The sequence below is a fragment of the Glutamicibacter sp. BW77 genome (assembly GCF_002332285.1).
GTDB lineage: Bacteria > Actinomycetota > Actinomycetes > Actinomycetales > Micrococcaceae > Glutamicibacter > Glutamicibacter bergerei.
The window spans coordinates 40,269-60,299 of sequence record NZ_NRGT01000008.1 but is presented as its reverse complement, the minus strand read 5'-3'; the positions used below and the strand labels follow the sequence as shown (position 1 = coordinate 60,299).

21 protein-coding genes, 6 tRNA genes and 1 riboswitch are annotated in these 20,031 nt (G+C 59.2%); of the genes, 11 read left to right on the top strand and 16 right to left on the bottom strand.

Annotation, left to right across the window (positions count from 1 at the left end):
- Positions 1-25: 25 nt before the first annotated feature.
- The 5 genes from CIK74_RS01015 to msrB form a co-directional block, all read right to left on the bottom strand.
- The gene (locus tag CIK74_RS01015) at positions 26-667 is read right to left on the bottom strand and encodes a DUF3000 domain-containing protein (protein WP_096253854.1); all 642 of its coding nucleotides are present in this window, start codon (positions 665-667) and stop codon (positions 26-28) included.
- Positions 668-722: 55 nt separating this feature from the next.
- Positions 723-1,784, bottom strand: coding sequence for a low specificity L-threonine aldolase (locus CIK74_RS01010; protein ID WP_096253842.1), 1,062 nt, complete (start codon positions 1,782-1,784; stop codon positions 723-725).
- An 82-nt stretch (positions 1,785-1,866) separates the two neighbouring features.
- Positions 1,867-2,556 carry an SDR family oxidoreductase gene (locus tag CIK74_RS01005; RefSeq protein ID WP_096253841.1) on the bottom strand — a complete coding sequence of 230 codons (690 nt, stop codon included), beginning with the start codon at positions 2,554-2,556 and terminating at the stop codon, positions 1,867-1,869.
- A 10-nt stretch (positions 2,557-2,566) separates the two neighbouring features.
- Positions 2,567-3,940: a DUF6421 family protein gene (locus tag CIK74_RS01000; RefSeq protein ID WP_096253840.1), complete on the bottom strand. Its 1,374-nt coding sequence runs from the start codon at positions 3,938-3,940 to the stop codon at positions 2,567-2,569.
- 146 nt (positions 3,941-4,086) lie between these two features.
- Positions 4,087-4,494, bottom strand: coding sequence for a peptide-methionine (R)-S-oxide reductase MsrB (msrB, locus tag CIK74_RS00995; protein WP_096253853.1), 408 nt, complete (start codon positions 4,492-4,494; stop codon positions 4,087-4,089).
- Between the two features lie 62 nt (positions 4,495-4,556).
- Here msrB and CIK74_RS00990 point away from each other — a divergent pair, with 62 nt between their 5' ends.
- Positions 4,557-5,774 carry an alpha/beta fold hydrolase gene (locus CIK74_RS00990; protein ID WP_096253839.1) on the top strand — a complete coding sequence of 406 codons (1,218 nt, stop codon included), beginning with the start codon at positions 4,557-4,559 and terminating at the stop codon, positions 5,772-5,774.
- On the opposite strand, the gene ybaK is transcribed toward CIK74_RS00990, so the two are convergent.
- From ybaK to CIK74_RS00975, 3 genes are read right to left on the bottom strand one after another with little or no spacing between them, the layout of a single operon-like run.
- Positions 5,765-6,271, bottom strand: a complete 507-nt coding sequence (gene ybaK, locus CIK74_RS00985; protein ID WP_096253838.1) for a Cys-tRNA(Pro) deacylase — start codon at positions 6,269-6,271, stop codon at positions 5,765-5,767. The genes CIK74_RS00990 and ybaK overlap by 10 nt on opposite strands.
- Positions 6,272-6,303: 32 nt before the next feature.
- Positions 6,304-6,741, bottom strand: a complete 438-nt coding sequence (locus tag CIK74_RS00980; protein WP_096253837.1) for a SufE family protein — start codon at positions 6,739-6,741, stop codon at positions 6,304-6,306.
- Positions 6,738-7,652 (bottom strand): sulfurtransferase, encoded by a 915-nt coding sequence (locus CIK74_RS00975; RefSeq protein ID WP_096253836.1) that lies wholly within the window; start codon positions 7,650-7,652, stop codon positions 6,738-6,740. Before CIK74_RS00975 ends, CIK74_RS00980 begins: the two co-directional genes overlap by 4 nt.
- Before the next feature lie 217 nt (positions 7,653-7,869).
- Here CIK74_RS00975 and zapE point away from each other — a divergent pair, with 217 nt between their 5' ends.
- Positions 7,870-8,910, top strand: coding sequence for a cell division protein ZapE (gene zapE / locus CIK74_RS00970; RefSeq protein ID WP_096253835.1), 1,041 nt, complete (start codon positions 7,870-7,872; stop codon positions 8,908-8,910).
- Between the two features lie 30 nt (positions 8,911-8,940).
- Here zapE and CIK74_RS00965 read toward each other — a convergent pair whose 3' ends face one another.
- The 8 genes from CIK74_RS00965 to CIK74_RS00930 form a co-directional block, all read right to left on the bottom strand.
- Positions 8,941-10,128, bottom strand: coding sequence for a benzoate/H(+) symporter BenE family transporter (locus CIK74_RS00965; RefSeq protein ID WP_096253834.1), 1,188 nt, complete (start codon positions 10,126-10,128; stop codon positions 8,941-8,943).
- Positions 10,129-10,252: 124 nt separating this feature from the next.
- Positions 10,253-10,474 (bottom strand): antitoxin, encoded by a 222-nt coding sequence (locus CIK74_RS00960; protein ID WP_096253833.1) that lies wholly within the window; start codon positions 10,472-10,474, stop codon positions 10,253-10,255.
- A 163-nt stretch (positions 10,475-10,637) separates the two neighbouring features.
- Positions 10,638-10,713: transfer RNA gene (locus tag CIK74_RS00955), tRNA-Gly, on the bottom strand.
- A 28-nt stretch (positions 10,714-10,741) separates the two neighbouring features.
- A tRNA-Val gene (locus tag CIK74_RS00950) sits at positions 10,742-10,813 on the bottom strand.
- Between the two features lie 53 nt (positions 10,814-10,866).
- A tRNA-Gly gene (locus tag CIK74_RS00945) sits at positions 10,867-10,939 on the bottom strand.
- 34 nt (positions 10,940-10,973) lie between these two features.
- Positions 10,974-11,045: transfer RNA gene (locus CIK74_RS00940), tRNA-Val, on the bottom strand.
- Positions 11,046-11,070: 25 nt separating this feature from the next.
- Positions 11,071-11,141: transfer RNA gene (locus CIK74_RS00935), tRNA-Cys, on the bottom strand.
- A 55-nt stretch (positions 11,142-11,196) separates the two neighbouring features.
- Positions 11,197-11,269 (bottom strand) — tRNA-Gly (locus CIK74_RS00930).
- Between the two features lie 194 nt (positions 11,270-11,463).
- On the opposite strand from CIK74_RS00930, the gene CIK74_RS00925 reads away from it, so the two are divergent.
- From CIK74_RS00925 to ribB, 9 genes are all read left to right on the top strand, one after another.
- Positions 11,464-12,327, top strand: coding sequence for a cytochrome (locus CIK74_RS00925; protein WP_141392824.1), 864 nt, complete (start codon positions 11,464-11,466; stop codon positions 12,325-12,327).
- A 72-nt stretch (positions 12,328-12,399) separates the two neighbouring features.
- Entirely contained in the window at positions 12,400-12,963 is a 564-nt protein-coding gene (gene def / locus CIK74_RS00920; protein WP_096253831.1) for a peptide deformylase, read from the top strand.
- Positions 12,964-12,965: 2 nt separating this feature from the next.
- A complete protein-coding gene (locus CIK74_RS00915) occupies positions 12,966-13,898 on the top strand; it encodes a methionyl-tRNA formyltransferase (RefSeq protein ID WP_096253830.1) in 933 nt (310 codons plus the stop codon).
- Positions 13,895-15,409 (top strand): transcription antitermination factor NusB, encoded by a 1,515-nt coding sequence (locus CIK74_RS00910; RefSeq protein WP_096253829.1) that lies wholly within the window; start codon positions 13,895-13,897, stop codon positions 15,407-15,409. Before CIK74_RS00915 ends, CIK74_RS00910 begins: the two co-directional genes overlap by 4 nt.
- Before the next feature lie 40 nt (positions 15,410-15,449).
- Positions 15,450-16,112, top strand: a complete 663-nt coding sequence (rpe, locus tag CIK74_RS00905) for a ribulose-phosphate 3-epimerase (RefSeq protein ID WP_096253828.1) — start codon at positions 15,450-15,452, stop codon at positions 16,110-16,112.
- 32 nt (positions 16,113-16,144) lie between these two features.
- Positions 16,145-16,283: riboswitch (FMN riboswitch) on the top strand.
- A gap of 112 nt (positions 16,284-16,395) precedes the next feature.
- The gene (gene pnuC / locus CIK74_RS00900; RefSeq protein ID WP_096253852.1) at positions 16,396-17,106 is read left to right on the top strand and encodes a nicotinamide riboside transporter PnuC; all 711 of its coding nucleotides are present in this window, start codon (positions 16,396-16,398) and stop codon (positions 17,104-17,106) included.
- Positions 17,103-18,161, top strand: coding sequence for a bifunctional diaminohydroxyphosphoribosylaminopyrimidine deaminase/5-amino-6-(5-phosphoribosylamino)uracil reductase RibD (ribD, locus tag CIK74_RS00895; protein WP_096253827.1), 1,059 nt, complete (start codon positions 17,103-17,105; stop codon positions 18,159-18,161). The genes pnuC and ribD overlap by 4 nt, the downstream gene beginning before the upstream one ends.
- 14 nt (positions 18,162-18,175) lie before the next feature.
- Positions 18,176-18,799, top strand: a complete 624-nt coding sequence (locus tag CIK74_RS00890; RefSeq protein ID WP_096253826.1) for a riboflavin synthase — start codon at positions 18,176-18,178, stop codon at positions 18,797-18,799.
- Complete coding sequence (ribB, locus tag CIK74_RS00885) at positions 18,799-20,022, top strand: 3,4-dihydroxy-2-butanone-4-phosphate synthase (protein ID WP_096253825.1); 1,224 nt, start codon at positions 18,799-18,801, stop codon at positions 20,020-20,022. Before CIK74_RS00890 ends, ribB begins: the two co-directional genes overlap by 1 nt.
- Positions 20,023-20,031: the final 9 nt, after the last annotated feature.

Sequence of the window (20,031 nt, the reverse complement as noted above, 5' to 3'; positions counted from 1 at the left end):
ATTCTAGGACCGATGGCACAAAGTGTTAGCTCATCCGATGGTGTGGCAGTTGTTGTACACCTTCGGGCAGCGGTGGCATGCCCGCAAAGGTGCACACCATATCTGCCCAGGCGCTCAAATGTGAGCCGAGTGCCTCGCCGTGTTCCGGAGTCCACGAGGCGCGCAATTCGATGTCGATATGGTCGTGTTGCCCCTGAAGGTCACCGAAGGATTCGGAGATGACCCGTGTGGCGGTGCCGCCGGCGGAATGATGCGCGGCATGACGCTCAGCCAATGCCTCTTCCAACCAGCTCCAAGCTACGGAAGCCAACATCGAGTCCTGGCCCATCTCGTGATCTAATCGGGCGCGAATGTAGGTGACGACACGGAATTTTCCGCCCCATAACTCTTGGCCTGCAGGATCAAAAAGCAGGATAAAACGCCCCGTGGCTAAGGGGGTTCCCGGTAATAAAAATGGGGTGCGTGAAAATTCCTGACCGTGTTGTCCGTGACTAGGCAACGAATTTTCCAGCACATCGCCGCTCAGCGCCAAGGCGAAGGGTGCCAGCCGGGCGGGAGCGGGGATCTCTGTAATCTTTAGTTCTTTACGAACATCTGCGCGTGAGAGCTCGCCTAACGCCTCGGAAAAGGCCGTGGGAATTCGCGAAGCAGCAGGTTCATTGGTCACCACCCGAGTCTAAAACGCGCCGTACCGCTGGTGCGGTACGGCGCGCCGATTTAGCCTAAGCCGCGCGGTGTGCGGCCATCAACTCACGAAGTTTTGCCGTAAAAGCGCGCACGTCTTCCTCGGTGGTGTCAAAGGAACACATCCAGCGAACGTGGCCGGCTGCGCGGTCCCAGTCGTAAAAGCGGAAGTGCTCGCGCAACTGGTCCGAAACCTCGGTAGGCAACTGAGCAAAAACACCATTTGCTTGCGCCGGGTAGACCAGTTGAACGCCGTCGATCTCAGCGACGGCAGCGGCCAACTGTGCAGCCATGGCGTTAGAGTGCCCGGCAAGCTCGCGCCACAACCCGGTCCCGTAGAGCTCAAGCAACTGGGCGGAGATGAAACGCATCTTGCTGCCCAGCTGCATATTCATCTTGCGCAGGTATTTCAAATCCTGCGCTAATGCCGGATCCAGCGTCAGAATGCCTTCACCGAGCAGCAGGCCGTTTTTGGTCCCGCCCAAAGAAACAATATCCACGCCAACGTCGGTGGTGAGCTCACGCAGCTCCACGCCGAGCGCAGCCGCCGCATTAGACAAGCGTGAGCCGTCCAAATGGACCTTCATGCCCAGTTTGTGGGCATGGTCGGTAATCGCGCGAATCTCCGCTGGAGTGTAGAGAGTGCCCAGCTCCGTACCCTGGGTAATTGACACGGCCAAAGGTTGGGCGCGATGTTCATCGCCCCAGCCCCAGGCTTCCTGGTCGATCAGTTCCGGGGTCAGCTTGCCATCAGCCGAGTTCACTTGCAGAAGTTTAAAGCCGCCGATGCGTTCAGGAGCACCATTTTCGTCCACGTTGATGTGCGCAGTATTTGCACAAATCACCGCTCCCCAGCGAGGAAGCAACGACTGCAACGCGGTCACGTTGGCGCCGGTACCGTTAAACACCGGGAAAATCGCGGCGTTCTCGCCAAACAATTTCTGCGCCATCTGATCCAGAGCCGCGGTGTAGTCGTCATCACCGTAGGCGCTTTGATGTCCGCCGTTGGCGCGAGTAATCGCCTCGAGGATGCGTGGGTGCACTCCGGAGTAATTATCGGAAGCGAATCCGCGCACCGCAGGGTCGTGGCTAATGGTCATAGGTTTTGAGTCCTTTTGCTGGTGGTACGTAGGTGGTGGTGTGCTCACTTAAAAACGCTACACCACCACCGTTGGATCCTGCTTAGGCGGTAGCCAATGGCACGCGTTGACCGTTGACTACTGCCGGGTCCGCGTTCAGTAGTTCAACGGCTGCCGCGGCCAGAATCGCCACGGGAGTGTGGCCAGCTGGCGCCTCGGTAGCCGACATGTCGCTCAATGCTTTGACAACCCAACTGAGCGCCGCCGCTTGTGGAGCCTGCTTGCTGAACAGTCTTGCGATGGCGTTAACCCAGTGCTCTGCCGCGGCTTTAACCGCACCATAATTGGCGTTGGAAGGCGTCGGATTCGTGACCGCCTGCGCGCTGACAATTGCCAGACGGCCCGCGCTTGAAGCGACCAGATCATCGACGAACACCCGAGTCGTATTGCGCAGGGTAGTCATCACGCTGGTGTGCAGAAAATCCCAGTCGGCGTCGGACTGTCCGATGATCGATTTACCGCCGCGCCAGCCGCCCACCAGATGCAATAAAACATCGATTGCTCCATGCTCCGCGTGTACTTGCTCCCCAAGGGCGGTTACTGCCTGCAGATCAGTGAGATCGCAGACGTAGCGTGAGGTAGCAAACCCGAGGCGCTCTTCCAAGCGTTCGGTATTGCTGCCGACCACCAAAACACGCGCCCCGGCATCGGAAAGTTCACGTGCCACGGCGACTCCTGCAGCCGAGGTGGCCCCGGCAATCAGTACCAGTCGATTATTTTCTACTTTGCTCATAAAACCGATCCTAGATGCTTGTTGCGCCGGTCATGCCACGGGTTGAGTCGATCACAGCGGCCATCTTCTTGTTTAGCGCTTCGTAGAACATCGACAGAGGGAACTCGTCGTCCATGACCTGGTCGGTGATTTCGCGCAGTGGGGCAGTCAGTGGCAGCGCGTCCGGGCCCTTAGCCCACACCGAGGCGGGGTTCGGGGTCACCGTGGAAGAGACCAATTCATAGGCGGCCAGCCAGTGCGCAAGCTTTGGGCGGTCGATCGATTTCCAGTACAGCTCATCGATCGCATCCCCCAAGGCCGCAACGATTTCTGGTACTTGATCCCAATCGATGCTCAGCTTGGTGTCGGTCCAGTGCAAAACGTGGTGCTGGTGCATCCAGGCGAACAATAGCTGGCCGCCGAGTCCGTCGTAGTTACGGACCCGCGAGCCGGTGATGGCAAAGCGGAAGATCCGGTCGAAGATCACCGCGTACTGCACTAGCTTGGCGGTCTTAGCGGCCTTTGGGTCGCTTTTCGGGTCGCTCGCGATCTTCATAGATTCGCGGAATGCGGTCAGGTCGCAACGCAACTCTTCGAGCGAGTAGAGGAAGAAAGGCATGCGCTGTTTGATCATGAACGGGTCAAATGGCAGGTCCCCGCGCATGTGGGTGCGATCGTGGATCAGATCCCACATAATGAAGGTCTCTTCGGTTAACTGCTGGTCGCTAAGGAGTTCTGCCGCGTCGTCAGGTAACTGTAGGTTGGTGATCGCGGCGGCTTCCTTGAGCACCTTGCGAAAACGTGCGGCCTCTCGGTCTTGGAAGATGGCGCCCCACGTAAATGACGGGGTTTCGCGAATAGCTACGGATTCTGGAAAGAGCACCGCGGAGTTGGTGTCGTATCCGGCGGTGAAGTCGAGGAAACGCAGTGGTACGAACAGCGCGTTAGTGTAGCTGTTGGCTTCGAGCTCGGAGATAAAGTCAGGCCACATGACCTGTACCAGCACGGCTTCGAGATAGCGGTTGGTCGAGCCGTTCTGCGTGTACATCGGGAAGAGCACCAGGTGCAGTAGTCCGTCTTCACGCTGGGTTTGAGGTTGGAACTGAAGTAGTGCATCCAAAAAGTCAGGGACCCCGAAGTCGGTGCTTTCCCACTTGGTCAGGTCCGCGATGAGTGCGCGGAGGTAGGCCTCATCATGCGCGAAGTATGGCAGGAGTTCTTCCAGTGCGGCCACGATGCGGGCAATCAATTCGCTGGCTTCGCCGCGTGTTGCTGGATCGGAGAGCGAACCGTCTTTGGACTGCAGGCTCTGGAATTGCGTGGCAGAGGCTTTCAAAGACAGCCATGCGCTATGGGAAACGAGCTGGTCCGCGGTGGCGCGTGGGGAGTGCTGGAGCTGAGTCATCGTGGGGCACCTCTTGAGATTCTGTGGTCGGTACGTTGCTTAGCTATCACGCTACGCCCAAAGAACAGCATTAGTAATGCTCGATCAGCTATGGATAAGCATCTCTAATGCTAAGAGTGAGGTGCACCCCACGACGGTCAGAGGCTTTAGCCCTGTGTTTCCCGCAGGCTCAAGCTCAGCGAGTTCATGCAGTACCGCAGATCGGTGGGTGTTTTAAAACCTTCTCCCTCAAAGACGTGACCCATATGCGAATCACAGTTGGCACAGCGCACCTCAACGCGCTTCATGCCCATCGTCTCATCGGTAATATAACGCACCCGGTCCTCCGCTAGCGGTGCGTAAAACGAGGGCCAACCGCAGCTCGCGTCAAACTTCGTGTCACTGGCAAACAACTCAGCGCCACAAGCCCGGCAGGAGTACACGCCCTGTGTGGTGGTGTCCCAGTATTCACCGGTAAAAGGACGTTCCGTGCCTGCCTGGCGCAAGACGTTGAACTCCTGCGGAGAAAGAACTTGCTGCCAGTCGATTTCTGTCTTCTTTGAATCTTCAGTCATATAGGACACAACGATTTGAACGGCGAGATGATTCCCGAGCGTTCATTTGAGAGTATGGGCACATGGCTCGAAACATTGTCGACACCTTAGAACCGCGCAAAACCCTGCCCGCCACGCTATTGGGCGTCTCCCTGGGACTTGCTGCGGGCTCGGTATTTGCCGCCAGCGTCTCGGCGTTGGCGGGATATTTTGCCCGGCGCATGGTCACCCCGGAAGAACGACGCACGGGCAACGCGCTTATTCGCGCCATCGTCACCGACGAGGAAGGGCAAATCTGGTTGCATTTCACCCGCGGCGCAGACACCGCCGATCCTGGCGCGTGCATGCTCATCGCCGAGGATGAAGCCTGCGTGGCCCGGCTATCGGCTCCGCGCCCGGTACCCGAGAAGCCTCGGCTAGTAGCCCGCAAACTCGAACAAATCTATCGCGGTAGCCTGGATGGAGTGCGTCGGGGATATCTTTCCGGGGCCATCTATGAACACCCGCAAGATGCAGGTTTTGACGCCGAAGACATCACCCTTGACTTGGCTGTGGGACCCGGACCGGCATGGCTGATTCCGGGCACCACCGCGCGGAATCTCTGGGTGATCGGGGTGCATGGACGCGGCGCCAAGCGTACCGAATCCATCCGCGCACTACCGGTGCTCACCGAGCTGGGCGCAACCGTGTTGCTGATGAGTTACCGCAACGACGGACTTGCCCCCAACGCGGTCGATGGGCGCTACGGGCTAGGGGATACCGAATGGCAGGATGTGGAAACGGCGGTGCGCTACGCCCGGAACCACGGGGCCACACAGATTGTGCTCTTGGGCTGGTCCATGGGCGGGGCAATCGCTCTGCAAACCGCGGATCGCTCGGCGCTGGCTGCTCACATCGACTCGCTGATGCTCGTGGGACCGGTGATCAACTGGGTTGATGTCATCTCGCACCAGGCAAGACTAAATAAAATCCCGCAAACTGTGGGGCGTTTTGCCGGGTGGCTCCTGACAAATAGGGCAGGGCGTTGGGCCACCGGGCTCGCCGCACCGGTGAATCTCAAAAGGCTCAACTGGGTGGACCGGGCCGCCGAGTTACACCATCCGACCCTGCTCATGCACAGTAAAGATGACCAGTTTGTGCCCTACGGTCCGAGTCTCAAACTTGCTGCCCTACGTCCAGATCTGGTCACCCTGCGAGTCTTTTCCGGTGCCGGGCATACCCGGGAACCAAATAGTGACCCGCAGGGTTTTGCCGCTGCAATCCGTGAATTCCTCACCCGGCGGATAGAAGCTCAGCGGTAGTTCGCGATTGGTGCGACCAGTGCGTTCAAGATTTTTACCGCATCATCGGCGGCTAGTTGAAGGCTGAACCCGCGCCGTCCACCGGAAATAAAAATGGTTTCAAACTGCCCCGCGCTGGCGTCGATTACCGTCGGGGAAATTTGGCGCTGGCCGAATGGTGAGATCCCGCCCAGCACATAACCACTGCGCCGTTGCGCGGCGTCTTTGTCTGCCATCTGCGCCTTTTTAGCGCCTAAAACCGCTGCCACGGATTTCAGGTCCAACGTCGAATCCACCGGGACAATCGCCACGGCCAACTCCTCGCTGGCCCGCGCGCCGGTGGACACCATCAGTGTTTTAAACACCCGCCGAGCATCAACGCCCAACTGCGCGGCAGCTTCCGCGCCGTAACTTTGCGCCGAATCACTATGCGTATAACTATGCGCCACATAGGTAATGTCGGCCGCTTCCAAGGCGGCGGTTGCCGGAGTGGAAGCGGCCTTCGATTTTTTCGCCACGAACTATTTTCGTTTCCGTCGTATGCCAACCGCTACGCGGCGGCCAACTGTTCGGTGACCTGACGCTTAATCCGGCCAAGCATCGCGCTCATCCCACGCATCCGCAACGGGGATAATGCACGGGACAAGCCCAATCGGGCAGGCATGTCCTCAGGAACGGCCAAGATTTCCTCGGCAGAAGACCCGTCTAGGCCGGCGGCAAGCACGGAAGCAAAACCACGAGTAGTCGGCGCCTCCGGGGGAGCGGAGAAGAACAAGCGCACCACCTGATCCGCGCCCACCTCGACGATCAAAAACAGCGGCGACTGGCACTCCACCACCTGTTCCAAAAGTTCTGGATGCTCGGCCAAATGCGGTGGCAGCTCGGGCAACTCGCGCGAGTAATCCAACAACAGTTCCAGCCTGTCGGCTTCAGGAACCTCACTGAACTCCTCGACGATTTCTGCCAGCGCCGGGTTTAGCGCGCTCATGCGCGAGCTCCGCGCTTAGCAGGTAGTTCGCCATTGGCCTCGCCGCGCACAATAGGCACACCTACCGCGTTGCCCCACTCGGTCCACGAACCGTCATAGTTTCGTACGGACTCAAAACCCAACAGATGCTTGAGCACAAACCAGGTGTGGCTGGAACGCTCGCCAATACGGCAATAGGCCACCACGTCGTCGCCTGGCTTCAATCCGGCTTCTTCGAAGTAAATCGCTTCCAATTCGGCGCGTGACTTAAATGTGCCATCGGCAGCGGCAGCTTTACCCCACGGCACCGAGGCGGCGGTCGGAATATGCCCGCCGCGCATCGCACCCTCTTCGGGGTAATTTGGCATGTGGGTACGTTCGCCGGTGTATTCCTCAGGGGAGCGCACATCAATCAGCGGGTTGCCCAGGTGTTCAAGCACCTGTGGCAGATAGGCGCGAATCACGCTGTCGTCGCGTTCGATCACCGGGTATTGGGTGGCGGTGACCGCTGGCTTCTCGGTGGAGGTCTCGCGACCCTCGGCGATCCACTTGTCACGTCCGCCATCAAGCAAACGCACATCTTCGTGGCCAAAGAGGGTGAATACCCACAGCGCGTAGGCGGCCCACCAGTTGGACTTGTCCCCGTAAATCACTACGGTCGAATCACGGCTAATGCCCTTGGCGGCCATGAGCTGGGCAAAGGCCTCACCCTCCACGTAATCGCGGGTGACCTCATCGTTCAGCTCGGTGAACCAATCGATTTTCAGCGCACCGGGGATATGCCCGGTGGAGTAGAGCAAAATGTCTTCGTTGGATTCGAGCACTACCAGGTTCTTAGCACCCAGATTTGCTGCCAACCAGTCGGTAGATACCAGACGTTCGGGGTGGGCATACTGCGCGTAGTTTGGGTTGTTCTCCAGCGGTAATGACATGCGTGATCACATTCCTTGTCTTGCGTTTTTATCCGCTGGCGCGCGGGCGCCAGCCACATTCTCACTTTCTAGCCTAGTACCGAAGTGCAAACAATCGTGTGGGGTGCGACATTCTTCTCCATCTTCGAGCCCTCGCCAAGGTAAACTGGCCGATGGGCCGCAGGTAGTAGACCCAATTCATCACCCGCACGTCGAACTGAAGGACACCACCGAACGTATGGCCAAGATCATTCACCTGACACAGACCACACCGAACCTCTCGGTCGATGAACTGTTGGCCGGCTTCCACCCGTCCTACCGTTTTGGTGAGGTGTCCTTTAACACCTACCGTCCGGACCCTAACCAGCCTTCTCAGGCCGAAGCGGTCAGCAAACTGAGCAACTTCGCGCAAACAGTGGGTAAAAACAACGGTGGTGGGCTGTTCTCCAAGCTCTTCGGGAAAAAAACCACTGCCAAAAACGGCATGTACCTCGACGGCGGCTTTGGTGTGGGCAAAACCCACCTGCTCGCCTCGCTGTGGCACGCTAGCCCGGGCCCTAAAGCCTTCGGCACCTTCGTGGAATACACCAACCTGGTCGGCGCCCTGTCTTTCCGTCGCACCGTAGAGGTGCTCAGCGAATACAAGCTGGTCTGCATCGACGAGTTTGAGCTCGACGATCCAGGAGACACCGTGCTGATGTCTCGGCTGATGCGCGAACTCTCCGACGCCGGAGTAAAACTGGCGGCGACCTCCAATACGCTTCCTGGCGCACTCGGCGAGGGCCGCTTCGCCGCCGTGGATTTCCAACGTGAAATCAAAACCCTCTCGGAGCAGTTTGACGTGCACCGCGTGGACGGTGTCGACTTCCGCCACCGTGGCCTGCCCGACGCACCGCAGCCGTTGGATGATTCGGCCATCGAGGACTTTGCCACCGAGCGTTACCCAGAGGCAACCCTGGCGGTTGATGACTTCGCTGAACTAGTGGCTCACCTGCACAAGGTCCACCCATCGCGCTACCGCCAGCTACTGGCGGAAACGGATGCGCTGGTCTTGCACAACGTGGACACCATCACCGATCAGTCGATCGCCTTGCGTTTTGTGGTCCTCGCTGACCGCTTATATGACAAGGACGTGCCGATCGTGGCCTCCGGCAAGCCATTTAGCGAGTTGTTCACCGCAGAAATGATGGCCGGCGGTTACCAGAAGAAGTACTACCGCGCCGTCTCTCGTTTGACCGCTCTAGCCCGTGAGGGGCAGGTTGGCGAGCCCGCGCTCTAAGCACGGCTGAGTTTCAAGAATTTTCCTACTTCATCGTCGAGCGCCACGCTCGACGATGAAGTGCGTTAACAGCCCGGCCAGCAGCGCCCAAAATGCACCGCCAACCCCCAGCAACGTGACATTACCGGCGGCTACCAGCGCCGTCACCAACGCACTCAAACGCCATTGCACATCGTGCATCGCACCGAGTAATGACTGCGTGAGGGTGGCCAAAAGAGCCAATCCTGCCGCTGCCTGGAACAACCCTGCCGGCGATGCGCTCGCCACAGAAACAATTAGCGCGCTAAACACCGCGAAGAAGAGATAGAAGCCTCCAGAACTTACCGCCGCGCGCCAGCGCTTAGACGGATCCACTCCCGCTTCGGGCCCGGAGGCCAAGGCCGCGGTAATCGCCGCCAAGTTGATCGCATGCCCACCAAAAAACGCGCTCACACCAGTTCCAGCACCGGTGAGCAACATTGAGGAACGCCACGGCACGGTGTACCCGAAGGATTTGGCCACCGCCACCCCCGGGATATTCTGCGAAGCCATGGTCACGATAACCAACGGCACGCTAATGCTCACAATCGCCGCCCAAGAAAATTCCGGGCTTACCCACTCCAGAGTCGGAAGCAGTTCCAATTTCACCCATGCATTTGTCCCGGCAATATGCCACAGCCCAAAGCACACCGCCGCCAGCATGCTCAGGACTACCGCAAATTTAGGCAAAAATCTGAGTCCGAGGAGAAACACCAGTAGGATGCCGAACGCGGGGACCGGTATCGTACTAAGCGCGGTGAGTGGTTTCAGGCACAGCGGAAGCAATACGCCTGCGAGCATTCCCTGAGCGATCGGCACCGGAATGTGAGTCAGTAAGCGCTGTAAAAAGGGGAGTAGGCCGGTTGCCATGATCAGCACCCCGCCCACGATGAATGCACCGACTGCCTGCTCGAAGCTAAATGCGCCAGGAGCCAGTGCCGCGAGCATTGCAGCGCCCGGCGTAGACCAAGAAATAGTTAGCGGTATGCGATGTCTTAATGACAGTATGATGCTGCACAGCCCCACGCCCAGGGAGAGGATCAGTAATCCGGATGCGGCCTGACTCTCGGTCGCACCGACCTGGAAAAGCCCCGCAAGTACCACGGCAAAGGATGCGATGAATCCGACCATTGTGGTCACTAGGCCAGCGATGATCGCTTGAGCCAAGCCATTGACGTGAGTATCGGTGCGTTCGGTCATAGGGACATTCTGTCAGGTCAGGCACGAGATGAAGTTATTCGTTATTAAAGCAAGAAAGGTACCAACAGTCTGTCGGTACCTTTCCAGGATGCTTGGTCAAGGCCGAAGCACGAACAATAGGGGATTAGCCCTCGTTGTTCTGTCCTTCGTTTTGCTCAGCGTTGCCGCCAAGTCCGCCAAGGAAGTCGTTAGCACCCTGCTGGGCACCGTCGACCTGTCCTTCGAACTTGCCGCCGGTCTTGTCATCGACAAAATTGCCGACATTCTCAATACCTTCTGAGACCTGATCCGGGTTCTGCTTTGCGAATTCCTCTGCCTTGCCACGCAGATCATCAAATCCTGCCATGCTGCACCTCCATTCGACTGTGGGAACCCTTTTAGCTCCACAACTGTTGTCCACCCTAAAACGAATTCCGCCTGCATGGAAGAGTCTGGGAATTCCCGGGCGTGTTGGTGCTGTGACCTTAAACAAAAAAGAGAATCACTTGGAGTGATTCTCTTTTTTGTTTTGGAGCGGTCAACGAGGTTCGAACTCGCGACCTCAACCTTGGCAAGGTTGCGCTCTACCAGCTGAGCTATGACCGCATGAATACTAGTTTTCACTAATATTCAGTGCGCGATACTGGGATCGAACCAGTGACCTCTTCCGTGTCAGGGAAGCGCGCTACCGCTGCGCCAATCGCGCCGAAGGATTCCGAAGAATCTCGACAGAAAACAAAGTAAACTCTGATTTCTCAGAGCGGACAACGAGGTTCGAACTCGCGACCTCAACCTTGGCAAGGTTGCGCTCTACCAGCTGAGCTATGTCCGCATTTGTGAATCTTGATCCGAAAATCAAAAGTCCGTGCGCGATACTGGGATCGAACCAGTGACCTCTTCCGTGTCAGGGAAGCGCGCTACCGCTGCGCCAATCGCGCAAAAAGAATAACTAACCTCTTTGCGAGGTGGGGACGGGATTCGAACCCGCGTAAACGGCTTTGCAGGCCGCTGCCTCGCCTCTCGGCCACCCCACCATACTCGGCCGAGGCCGAGCTGACTAATTTTACCTAGTCGATGTTTCTTTCTGCGAGCGGACAACGAGGTTCGAACTCGCGACCTCAACCTTGGCAAGGTTGCGCTCTACCAGCTGAGCTATGTCCGCAAAAAGTGCTTGTTTTCGCGCCGTTTCCGTTCGCTCCAACGAGTAAAAACTCTATACGAGTTTCCGCAGGCTTCCAAATCGAGAGCGTGAGATCTGGTTCACAAAGCCTAAAACCCGCGGAACTACGCGGAATATTCATGAATCTCGTTCGGACTAGGAGCAAAGCGTCCACAGGCCGTGCCATGATCGTGTGCATGACGTCACCAAAACTTGCTATTCAAACCGAATTGGGTCGAATGTACAGCCGTCAAGTGGGAGGGGAAGCCACCGTCCCTTCGATCACCACGGTCATCGGTATGGACAAAATGGATCTCTCCGGATGGGCCGGCTATCTGGCAGCCAAGACCCTGTCTGAAGATCAACGTTTGTCCGAGGCGTTGTCGCAACCGAGCAAAATGCGTTCATTGGTGCGTGAATCTGCCGCGGCCGCCGAACGCTTCCGGGACTCGGCTGCCGCTCGCGGGGATCGGGTGCATAACTACGCCGAACACTACGCATTGCGTGCCTTAGGAGAACCCGAGCAACTGGAGAAGGCGTACGCCGAACTGGAAGCCAATAACGAACTGGGCTTTGCGGCACACTTTGAAAAATGGTGGGAACAGTATCAGGTGCAACCATTAGCCACCGAGGTGACGGTGTGGAATCACAGTGTCGGCTACGCGGGAACCATCGACCTGGTGGCCCGAATTGGCGGCAAGGTGTGCTTGGTGGATTACAAAACCAAGGCCATGGATCGTGAGGGGTTCGTGAAAACCCCGGATGACAAAGTCATCATGCAACTTGCGGCGGCCGCCAAGGCCGAGGAGCAAGTGCTCGACGCTGAAGCCGGCGCCTGGCAGGATTGGCCTCATGGCACCGATTCGATGCTGCTGGCGGTCGCGCTAGGGGAGGGCGGGAGTCGAACTTTTATGGCTCCGGTTCAGGCGCTCCCCGATTATTGGTCGAAGTTTTACGCACTGCGCCGCAACTGGGAAGCGCAGTTCAAGATTGCCCAAGCTCGTGCCTCACTGGTGGAAATCACGCCGCCGCCTCAGGACCAGTCGCCTGCGGCACCGTAGACTGGTGTAGTTAGTGTTGGTGCGCCCGACACTGACACTTCGCACAGCACTACTAAGGGAGCCACACGTACTATGGCGATTTTGGGAATTCGGATCATCGGTGATCCCGTTCTACGCACACCAGCGCAGGAGGTGACCGAGTTTGGGCCGGAAATCCAGAAGCTGGTCGACGACATGGATCAAACCATGGAAAACGTTGACGGTGCGGGCTTGGCGGCCCCTCAGGTAGGTGTTTCGCTGCGCGTTTTCACGTACCAAATCGGTGCCGAACGTGGCCATATCATCAACCCGGTACTTGAACTGAGCGAAGACTTTCAGGCGGACGAAAACGAAGGTTGCCTGTCCATTCCAGGGATATCCGCACCGGTTGCCCGCCGGCGCCACGTGGTAGCTACCGGCTTCGATAAGTTCGGAAAACCGGTTCGTATTGAGGGCGAAGGCATGCTTTCCCGGTGCGTGCAGCATGAAACCGATCACCTCGACGGGGTGCTGTTCTTGGATCGACTGGCCCCGGATGAGAAGAAAGCTGCCTGGCGCACACTGCGTGCCAGCAACTATGAGCAGATGACCACCGCTACCGTGGCGCAACGCGCAGGATTCCTCGGATCCAGCTTCGGCGCCGGACTGGGGAACTAACCATGCGCATCCTCTTTGCTGGAACTCCGCAGGTTGCGGTCACCTCACTGAACTACCTAAATGACGCGGGTTTTGAGATTGCCGCGGTGCTCACCCGCCCGGATGCCCCGCTAGGACGCAAGCGCGTCATGACTGCCTCCCCGGTGGCCGCGCGCGCCGCGGAACTAGGGTTGGAAACCATCAAGTCGAATAAAATCGATACGCAGGTGACGGCCCAATTGGCGGAGCTGAACCTCGACGCGGCAGCCATTGTCGCCTTCGGCGGGTTGGTTCCCCAAGCCGCGCTGAACGTTCCTACCCACGGCTGGATCAACCTGCACTTTTCCTTATTGCCCCAGTGGCGTGGTGCTGCACCGGTGCAGCACTCGATCATTCACGGCGACGACATCACCGGAGCGGTCACCTTCCAGTTGGAAGCTGGGTTGGATACCGGGCCAGTCTTTGGTCAGGTCACCGAGCATATTGGTGAGCTAGATACCGCCGGAATCATGCTGGAGCGGCTGAGCATTTCCGGCTCAATGTTATTGGTGCAAACTCTGCAGGCAATCGATTCGGGCCAAGCGCTAGCGGTTGCACAAAGCGGGTCTCACACCTATGCACCAAAAATTCTCGACGGTGACGCGCAACTAGATTTCACTCGCACCGCCACCGAGATTCGCCGCCGCGCCCACGGCACGAGCCCCTTCCCGGGTCCTTGGGCTACCGCCGACGGGTCCAGATACAAGTTTGGACCGCTTAGTGAACGCCGCGAGCGCATCGATCTGGCACCGGGCGTTGTGCATATTGAGCCGGGCAAGCACCCCCAAGTGTTTATCGGCACCGCCACCTGGGCGTTGGAACTGTCAACTATCCAGCCTCCAGGTAAAAAAATGATGAACGCCTCCGACTGGGCTCGCGGAATCTTGACCCAGGGAACGAAAGTGAGCTTCGCATGAGCGAACACGATCGACACAACGAACCTCGACGCAACGAAGCCGGTCGTACCCGCAACCGCGGGCAGGGGGACCGCCCTCGCCAGTACAGCCAGTCGGCTCCTGGGCAGCGTAAACGCGCCGCCGATCCGGCTCGACTAGTCGCTTTTAAAGTGTTGCGCGAGGTCTCCGCCAAGGACGCCTACGCCAACCTGGTATTGCCCAAGATGATTCGTGAGCATCAGCTCGAAAAGCGCGACGCCGGTTTTGCCACCGAGCTTGCTTATGGTGCGCTGCGCTCACAAGGTTTTTACGACGCGATCCTATCCACCTTGGTGGACCGGCCACTGTCCGAGCTTGACCCGGCGATCCTCGACGCACTGCGTCTGGGCGCCCACCAGTTGCTGGCGATGCGCGTGCCAAAACACGCGGCGTTAGATGAAACCGTGTCGTTGGCTCGCGCGCAGATTGGTGCTGGCCCCTCGGGACTCATCAACGCGGTCCTGCGCAAGGTCAGCCTGCAGGAGCCCGAACAGTGGGTCGCACAGCTGACCGCGGCTACTACCAGCGAGTCAGAAAAACTGTCCATCGAGCACTCGCACCCGGACTGGATCGTGCGTGCACTACGCGGCGCATTGATCGCGCACGGCCGCGAGGCCACCGAACTTTCCGCGTTGCTCGAAGCAGACAACCTCGCCCCGGTAGTCAACTTGGTCGCTCTGCCCGGTCTGGGCACCGTGGATGCGGCGCTGGAAGCTGGCGCCGAGCCGGGCACCCTGGTGGTGGATTCGGCGACCTATAAGCATGGCGATGTGGCCCGCGTGCCAGGCGTGCGTGAGGGAACCATCCGCGTGCAGGACGCCGGCAGCCAGCTGGTAGCCCGCGCGCTGGCCAACGTTGAGTTGCCGGTGCCAGGCGAAGATACCTACTGGCTCGATCTCTGCGCAGGTCCCGGCGGCAAGGCGGCGTTACTTGGTGCACTAGCCGTACAGCGCGACGCCAGACTAACCGCAAATGAGCCTACCGAACACCGTGCCCGACTGGTTGAACAGTCCATGTCCGCGGTGCCCGGAGACTTCTGGATGGTCACCACCAAGGACGGCCGCGACTACGGCACCGAAGAATTCGCCGGAGACTATGACCGCATCATGGTCGACGCGCCCTGCTCCGGGCTTGGTTCGCTTCGCCGCCGGCCAGAATCTCGCTGGCGCAAACAGCCTCGTGACATTCCGGAGCTGACCAGCTTGCAAGGAGAACTGCTCAGCGCCGCGTTCAGCGCGGTGCGCGTGGGCGGGGTCATCGGGTTTGTCACCTGTTCACCGCATATGGCAGAAACTCGTCTGGTGGTCGAGGATTTCCTCAAATCCCAGCCGAACGCCACACTGCTAGATACCGGTGCCGCGGTCAACGCCGTTGCCCTCGAAGGTTTCCCCGCCAGCGGTCACGAACTTGCCGGTGGCAGCACCGCGCAGCTGTGGCCACATGTGCACGGTACCGATGCCATGTTCATGGCGATCATCACCAAAACCGCATAGTTCGCGACCTATTTCCCAGCGCCCCACCCAAGGAGCACCGATGAGTCACCCGCGCATTAACCCGTCGATCCTATCCGCAGACTTCGCCAACCTCGCCAGCGAGCTGGACCGTATCCACACCGCAGACGCCGTCCACGTGGATGTGATGGACAACCATTTTGTGCCAAATCTGACCCTCGGGCTTCCCGTGGTGGATTCGCTGCAAAAGGTTAGCAAGCTGCCGATCGATGTGCACTTGATGATCGAAAACGCCGATCGCTGGGCCCCGGAATATGCGCAACTCGGCGTGGATTCGGTGACTTTTCATGCCGAGGCCTCCGCCGCGCCGATCCGTTTGGCCCGCGAATTGTCTGCCGCCGGGTCCAAGGCGGCGATGGCCTTGCGTCCGGCCACCCCGATCGAACCGTACTTGGACATGCTCGGTGAGTTGGACATGATCTTGTTGATGACCGTTGAACCGGGTTTTGGCGGACAGAAGTTCCTGGACCTGGTGCTGCCGAAAATTAGGCGCACCGCGAAGGCTATCGCCGGCACCGGAAAGCCGATCGCCCTGCAGGTGGACGGGGGCATCTCCCGGGACACGATCCTGCGCGCCGCCGAGGCCGGCGCCGACGTATTTGTGGCGGGTTCAGCGGTGTATTCGGCACCCGAACCGGCCGCAGAAATTGACGCATTACGAAACCTTGCGCGCATCACCCACTAGGATGTGTCAGACTAGGTGTAAATAAACACGAATACGTGCTCCGGGGTCGGTGTAAGTCCGAACCGGCGGTGATAGTCCGCGACCCGCTTCCAAGGCCACAAGCTAAGGTAAGCGGTTGAGCCGGTGAAATTCCGGTACCGACAGTTAAAGTCTGGATGGGAGAAGCACGGGTTTGATTTGCCGTTGGCGTTGCTGACCGGACCGCTCTTTTGAGCCGTTCGAGCACTACGTCTAGGCCATCAAATGCACACCCCCGGAGCCGCCGCTTCGAGAAGGGTGAATGATGGATATTCTGCGGTGGCTCATTGAAGCTTTTAACTCACAAATTGCGATCGGTACCTCGGCACTTTTGGTGCGTGAGGTCGTCGGCAATATTTTTGGTCTAGCCAGCGCGCTAGGCGGCATGCGCCGTAAAATCTGGGCCTGGCCCGTAGGCATTATCGGCAACCTCTTACTGCTCACGGTCTTTTTGGGCAGCATTTTTGACACCGGCTACACCGCCAACCTCTGGGGTCAGGCAGGCCGGCAAATCATGTTCATCGCCGTGTCCTTCTACGGATGGGTGCGCTGGAAGCAAGCCCGCGATGAAAACGGTGCGGGCCACGCGGTCACCCCACAATGGGCATCAAATAGGGCCCGAGTCTCTCTGGTTGCGATCCTCATTGTCGGCACCGTGGCGCTGACTCCACTCTTTAGGGCACTAGGCTCCTACGACCCGGTCTGGGCCGACGCCTGGACCTTCGTCGGTTCGCTGCTGGCCACCTATGGCATGGCCAAGGGCTGGGTCGAATTCTGGCTGATCTGGGTCGCGGTGGACGCGGTCGGCGTCCCCTTGCTCTTCTCCGCCGGCTACTACGCCAGCGCCTTCATGTACCTGTTCTACGGTGGTTTCACCATCGTTGGCTTCTTCGTCTGGATGAAGGCTAAAAGGAACGAAAAACCGGCGATCGAAACCGAAATGCTCGATCCGACGATCAGGGGGAAACAGTCATGATCGAAACCACAGACCTGGACCAGGCACTGCGCACCGCACTGGAAGCTGCGACGCGTGGCGCCCGCGGGGCCAACCCACTAGTTGGCGCGTGCGTGCTAGACGGGGCGGGACGTGTGATCGCCACCGGTTTCCACCTGGGCGCCGGCAACCCGCATGCGGAGATTGACGCGCTGCGCCGTTTAGGCCGGATGGATCGTGACCAAGCGGCGGAGCTGACCATGGTGGTCACCTTGGAACCGTGCAACCACACCGGACGCACCGGTCCGTGCGCTCAGGCTATCGCCAACGCCGGCATCGGACATGTGCACTACGCGATGAGTGATGACACCAGCGCTGCCAGTGGCGGCGCGCAGTTCCTGCGTTCGCGCGGGGTGCAGGTGACACAGAGCGAAAATAATCAGCCGGCCTGGGAACTAAATCACCGCTGGTTCCGCGCCAAGGCAGAAAATCGCCCCTTCATCACCGTGAAGACCGCACAATCCCTGGACGGGCGGATCAACGCGCCCGACGGCAGCAGCCAATGGATTACCTCCGATGCCTCGCGCAACCACTCGCACGGGCTACGCGCCCGAGTAGACGCGATCGTTGTCGGTACCAATACGGTGATAGCCGACGATCCGCGGTTGACCGCACGCACCGCCGCCGGGGGACTGCACGAGCATCAGCCTTACCGCTTTGTGATGGGGCACCGCGAACTGCCAGAAAACCTCGCCTTAGCCTATGACAACAACTGGGAACAGCTGCGCACTCACGAGGTCTCCGTGCTCATCGAGCGCGCCACCGAGTTGGGCTTTAATCACCTGCTCATCGAGGGCGGTTCGATCATCGCCTCGGCCTTCATCGAAGCCGACCTGGCAGATGAAATTTACTGCTACCAGGCCCCGGTGATCATCGGTGCGGGCAGTACCTCGGTGAATATCGCCTCGGTGACCACCCTGTCCCAAGCCCGGCATTTTAGGCTCGACGCCCACCAGTCTGACGCACTGACCAGGCTGGATGCCGACGTGATGATGCATCTTGAACCGTTGCCGCAGCGCGTCGCCCAAACTTTTTAGAAGGAAACCACACCATGTTTACCGGAATTATCACCGGCACCGGAACGGTACTGGCAATCACAAACCACCCCGAGCAAGACCTCGCCGTACTGACCCTCAAAGCTCCCGGGCACGCCGAAGACCTCGGACTCGGTGGCTCCCTGGCGGTCAACGGCGTCTGCCTGACCGCCACCGAATTAGACGGCGACACCGTCAGTGTGGACGTGATGGGTGAAACCCTGCGTCGCACCAGCACCGGAGCACTGCATCCTCAGTCGGTCGTTAACCTAGAGCGCTGCACCCCTGCGGGCGCCAGACTCGACGGGCACGTCGTACAGGGCCACGTCGACGCGGTCGGCACCGTACTGGCCCGCGAGGATCACGGACAGTGGACCACCTTCCGCATCTCGGTACCCGATGACTACGCACCGCTCACCGCAGAAAAGGGCTCCATCGCACTGGATGGCATCTCGCTGACGATCACCGCGGTGTCCCCAGCCAGCGCCACCGGCGCACACTGGGTGGAGGTCGGCATCATTCCGATCACCCTGCAGGAAACGACCATGGGCACCCGCCAAGCCGGCGACGCCATCAACATCGAGGTAGACGTGCTGGCCAAGTACGTGGCACGGCTGAACGAGTTTGGAGGCCGAATCTAATGGCCGGCAAAGAACTTGATTCGATCCCTACCGCATTAGCCGCGCTAGCCGCCGGTGGCGCGGTAGTAGTAGTGGACGACGAAGACCGCGAAAACGAAGGTGACATCATCTTCGCCGCACAATTTGCCACTCCAGAGCTGATGGGTTTCACCATTCGTTACACCTCCGGGGTCATTTGTGTGCCACTGGACGCTGCCCGCGCCGATCAGCTCGGTCTGGCCCCCATGGTCGGTATCAATCAGGATTCCAAGGGCACCGCCTTCACCGTGTCCTGCGATGCCGCCAGCGGGATCAGCACCGGAATTTCGGCCGCTGACCGGGCGCTGACCTCACGCCTTTTGGCCGATCCTGACACTGTGGCGGCTCAGCTATCGAGGCCAGGGCATATTTTCCCGTTGCGCGCCGCAGCCAACGGCGTGCTCGAACGCCGCGGACACACCGAAGCAGCCGTGGACCTGTGCCGCGGTGCGGGCTTAGCACCAGTGGGTGTGATCGGAGAAATCGTCAACGATGACGGTTCGATGATGCGCCTCGATGAGCTGCGCGTCTTCGCCGCCGAGCACCAATTACCGCTGATCAGCATCGAGGATTTGGCTCGCTGGCGTCGGGTCAACGATGAAATCGCGTTGACCGAAGCGGTAAAGTTGCCCACCCCCTTTGGTACCTTCAGCGCACGGGCCGCCTCTGTGGAAGGGCATGAACATATTGTGCTCAGCCACCCGGCCCCCACCTTGGACGGACCGACTAACCTGGTGCGGATTCACTCCGAATGCCTCACCGGCGACGTATTTGGGTCCTACCGTTGTGATTGTGGCGAGCAGCTTCACGCGGCACTTCAGCAGATTGCCGCCGAGGGCGGACACCTGGTGTACGTACGTGGGCACGAAGGCCGCGGCATCGGGCTATTTAACAAGCTGCGCACCTACGCGCTGCAAGAAACGGGTGTTGATACGCTCGACGCAAACCTGCACCTAGGCTTCCCGGCAGATGCCCGCGAATACTTCGCGGTCGCCGCCATCCTCAAGCACCTGGGTATCGACGAGATCCGCTTGCTGACTAACAATCCCGATAAGCAGGCACAGCTCATCCAAGCCGGCGTGCACGTCACCGAGCTGGTCCCCAGCCGCATCGCCCCGCGCAGCGAAAATGAAAGCTACCTGCGCACCAAACAGCAGCGCTTCGGCCACGACCTGCAATTGCCGCACACTAAAACCAGCTTCTAACCCAGCTGC